We start from the raw sequence: 4,845 nt of genomic DNA, 5'->3' as shown, positions 1-4,845 counted from the left end.
TCTGGAAAGGGGGTGAACCAAAAATGAGTAAATCGAGCTCAAATATCGTAACAAAAAGACAAAAAAATAAACCCAAAGATTTTCAAGGAGGAGAAATAAAGGTTATGAAAAAAAGTTTATCAGTAATCCTATCATCCGCAATGGCATTATCCATGTTTTCTTCAATGGCATTCGCTGACACAGAGGCAACTACTACAACAACTGTTGCTGCTAAGAAAACTTCCGCTGATTTCACGGATCTTAAAGATCTTGACGCAGCTACAAAAGCGAAATTTGACGCAATGATCTCCGCTGGTATCTTCGACGGAACAAGCGACACAACGTTTGGTTTGAAAGAAGAAATGAACCGCGCGCAATTCGCGAAGGTTGCAGCTTTGATTATGGGTGTTGAAATAAATAAAGATTTGAAAACTTCCAGCTTCTCCGATGTTAAATCCGATGATGCAGCTAATGGCTACGCTCTTCCTTACATCGAAGCTTTGAAAACTGCTGGCGTAACTGATGGTTATGCAGAAGGCCAATACAACCCAGCTGGTAAAGTAACAAAAGAACAACTGGCTACTTTCTTGGTTCGCGTTCTTGGTAAAGATGCTGACGCTAAAGCAAAAACAGGCAACGATTCAACAGTTACAGACTGGGCACAAGGTTATGTTGCTCTTGCTCTTGAATTGAAACTTCTTCCAACTGGCGACGGCGGTAAATTCGGTGGCCAAGCAAACGCAACTCGCGATCTTCTTTTGACTGGTGCATACGAAGCGAAACAACAATATGTTTCTCCTGGTAAAGTATCCGTGACAGAAGCAAAAGCTACTGGCGCTCAAAAAGTGACTGTAACTTTCAACAAACCAGTTGATACAGACAAAGCAAAAATTGCCTTGAAAAAAGGTACTTCTGATGTAGTAACTACAACGAAGTTTGCTGATGACAAGAAATCCGCAGTTCTTACACTGACTGATGTTAAAGTTAGCAATGGTGAATACACAGTAAACGTAACTGGCCTAGATGCAGCTAACACTGATAAAACAACTGCTTCTTTCACAGGTCAAGACGAAGTTCTTCAAAAAATTGACTTCGTAACTGCAGGAGATACTATTGCATACTCCAACAAAGTAATTATCAAAGCAAAAGCTGTTAACCAATATGGTGAAGCTGCTACAACTAACGCTGGTTCTTACAATGTTTATACTTCTGGTGCTTCTTTCATTAAAATTACAAAAGACACAGAAGGCACATTGCTAATTACGTTAGATACTGTTAATGGTAACAGTACTACACAAGGTGTGTCAATCATTCCTGTAACAATTGTTAATAATGATAGCCACATTACTGCAACTAAAAACTTCAAACTTGGAACACAACCTATTCTTACTAAGCTAGAGCTTGGCAATGCTCGTTATTCCGTAGGTGAGCAACTAAGTGGTAAAGGTGAAAATGTTAAATTCGACATTAACCTTTTTGACCAATACGGCGGCAATATCTCCTATGATTCATTAATCAATGAGAAAACTGCTACAAGTTCCGCAACTAGACTTTATAGTGATCCAACGCTTATCTGGACTAACTATATTGATAGCAAAGACGTAACTTATGAAATCGAAGATAATGGTAATGATCTTCCAGAAGTTAAGATTTCATTGTTGAACGATATTGACAAATCCGGTGATTACAACTTCACGATCTTCAGCCAAGCTGCAACTGCAACTGGTAAAATCACGGTGAAATCAGCTAAAGTAGCTAATAAAATCCAAATTGGCGAAATTAATGACGTAATCGCAGCTGGCGATACTGATCTATACGTTCCAGTTGTTGCTTATGATGCTTCCGGCAACCAATTGAGCGTTGAAGACTTGACTAGTGATCAAAACGTAGATCGCATTAAAATTTCTATTTCTGGTGCGGTTGGTTCTGATACTACGAACCCATCTACTGGTAAAATTGAGCAAGCTGGTGAACACAAAGGTTCTATCCGTTTGACTACTATTAACTCAAACGCTAAAGGCGCTGTATCCATCACAGCAGTAATTGCTACAGCGAATGCTACAAGCACAGCAACAAAAACATACACCGTTTCTGATGCTCGTGTTCCAGATCACTTTAAAGAAGTAACTGCACCTGCTAAGCAAGCTGTTGCTGGTGGTAACACGAAGTTTAAATACAATGTTATTGACCAATACGGCGCAGTTCTTGATAAAGCCCTAGACGTTGATACTACTACTGGTAATGTTTCTACAGGTGGCAGCCACTATACTGTAGAAGTAACAGCGGTAACTACTAATCCTTCAGCAACAGATAATAAATATGCCAACACTAATGCATGGGTTACACTGAATGATGAAGTTCCCTTCGCTAACCAAGGCATGGTGGTAACAGCAGACAATAAACTTACAGCTGTAGTCAAAGCTACTGATCCAACTGTTACGGGTGCAAATCCAAATGCAGTTGTTCTAACTGGATCAGACTTAAAGAAATTTAATGACTTTGCAAGAATTAGAACTTCTCTTGATGCTACAAATCAAAAAGTTGATTATACTGCAAGAATTGTAAAAACAACTGGTGGAACTAGCACAGAAGTTGCTAAAATCACTAAAACATTAACAATTGCTAGCGCTGATTCTGATCTGACTTATACTCTTAATACTATTCATAACATGTTCAACCTGTTGGATAGCGGCGTTGTAACTGATTCGGTATACGCACCAGGTCAAACTCTTACTAAGGATGATCAAATTAAAGATCCTTCCAAAGACGATACACTATGGCAAGAAGTTACAGTATCAGCTAAAAATGCTGCTGGTGAAACTGTGAAGTTGCCTAAGAAAATCACAAATATTTCAACATCCAACCCAAGTGTTGCTCAAGTTAAACTTGTTGGTGGTGTAGCATACGTTATCGGTAACAAAACTGGTACTGCTACAATCAGCGTATCCTTCTCTACTGTAAAAGGCGAGATTAAACAAGCTACAATGCCTATTACTGTTAAGGATGACGCACTTGCAGTTGCAAGTATCAAAAACGAAACAGATGAAGTACAAGTTCAAACAGGTGCTAATGCATTTGCAGCTATGGATCTTGACGTTTATGACAACTACGGTGGCGAGTACGAAGATGCTGTTGTCGGTAAATACAACTACCTCTTGGGCTTCACTTTCTCTGTGAGTCATGTTAAAGGTGGAAAAGCAAGTGTGGATCAATATGGAACTATCATTGCTGAGACTCCGGGTACAACATTTGATTTAACAATTACTGCACCAAATGGTAAATCTGCTTCAACTCCAATCAAAATTGTAGCAGCAAATTAATTCCCTAAAGACCCTTCGGGGTCTTTTTTTAGAATGCACAGCCCTCCACCTTCTTAGTCGGTGGAGGGCTTTTATGTTATATGTAGACCTAGATATGGGCGGGTGAAGATAGTTAGATTCGATATTTCCATAAGTACTATTGCAACAGCCTATAGATCTGAATAATGCGGATTGAGTGGAGCAAGATATATACCTTGGGATAATGTAAGTTAAAGGCTGTAAGGCTCTTAATCCGGCCGGAGATCTCACGCACAAAAGCAAGATATCCTAATCACATCATAATCACCAGGAATCCATATAGCAATCAAGGGTATCATACGATTCCTTAAGCCTTATATAATCCATCTAATGAACAGAACACTTTAAAGCAGGCTACTACTATAAAAGAATTGATGTGTGCATTCAAAATGAGCTACCGTGGTTGTATGCTTTCGTGGGTCATTGCGATAACGATGGTATCCAAGAACGGCTCCCATCCACCTTACGCGCTGTCGCTCCTTCGCCTACCATCTTATGAACCGCTGCAGTATGTAACAATCCAGTTTAACTAACTTCTGCTGGCTATAGGCTGTGTAGTTATAGTATTCAGTTAGTAATTCCGCTATCCCTGTATCTTCGGGTTCAGCCACGCCACATGTTCCTCCCCAGTTCACTGTATCCTCTTTCTTGTCATGCAGCTCCCCATACGCCAGAGGATTCTTCGCTGTCGTTCCAAGTTGTTAGCAACATCCTTTGGCCATCGTCTGATCTAACGAGTCTCGCCATCCTCTTTTCCCTCTTTCGAAGCCTTTATAACGACGCGGCAGGATTCACTTCAAGTTAACCGACCCTTGCAAATTGCTAACCTTATCTCCTTAAAATTACTTTCGTCGGTACGCTTTTGCACACAGATTTCCCCATACTTCAGGGTAACCTAGCTAAGAGGTGTCTTGGCTCCTCCCACGACCAGACTTTCACCGGCTAGAGGATGCGCGCCTCTGGCCACTTATAAACAAAAAAAGAAGACCCCGAAGGGCCTTCTTTTTCAAAGCATCTTAGTTCACTGTGATTGCTGTTACAACGGATTTCCCATTGGAAGCTGTTGTTGTTAAATCGAATGTGACTGGAGCATCAGATTTCCGTGTAGCTGTGATCTCACCATATTGGTTAATCTCGACTGTTCCGTTTTTAACATGGCTAGCAGAGAATGTCAGACCTAAAACATGGTTGTATTTCGCTACTTCGTCTTTCTCATACTTAATACCATAGCTATCGGTTACTTTGATTTTAGCTGCAACAAATGGGCTGCTGCCGTTCGTTACCGTTGCGGAATCCTCTGCGGTGATTTGGCTAACATCGATCGCGTCAGCTTTCACTGTCACAGGGATTGTCGCTTGTTTCACTTCACCTTTAATCGTTTTGAAGGATACATTTAAGTTCGCTGTTCCTGCTTTGTTACCAATGACAAAGGCTTTGCCTGCATTATCGCCTGTACCAAGCTCTACACGCGCTACGCTGTTGTTAGAAGAGGTAACTTGGGTAATTTGAGCCGGAAGCTCAACCAAGT

General features: G+C 40.8%; 1 protein-coding gene and 1 pseudogene. One reads left to right on the top strand and one right to left on the bottom strand.

Annotation, left to right across the window (positions count from 1 at the left end):
* The first annotated feature begins 23 nt into the window (after positions 1-23).
* Positions 24-3,299: an S-layer homology domain-containing protein gene (locus tag HQN90_RS37870; protein WP_173227973.1), complete on the top strand. Its 3,276-nt coding sequence runs from the start codon at positions 24-26 to the stop codon at positions 3,297-3,299.
* A gap of 1,034 nt (positions 3,300-4,333) precedes the next feature.
* Here the strand turns inward: HQN90_RS37870 and HQN90_RS37865 are convergent.
* Positions 4,334-4,845 (bottom strand): annotated as a pseudogene (locus HQN90_RS37865) (hypothetical protein); the annotation flags it as partial.

The sequence above is a fragment of the Paenibacillus alba genome, assembly GCF_013204855.1.
GTDB lineage: Bacteria > Bacillota > Bacilli > Paenibacillales > NBRC-103111 > Paenibacillus_E > Paenibacillus_E alba.
Note: the sequence above shows the minus strand (reverse complement) of the source record. Positions and strands in the feature narration are given on the sequence as shown.

Excerpts from the sequence above, each read along its gene's own strand:
- HQN90_RS37870 (WP_173227973.1), top strand. The coding sequence starts at position 24 with ATGAGTAAATCGAGCTCAAATATCGTAACAAAAAGACAAAAAAATAAA.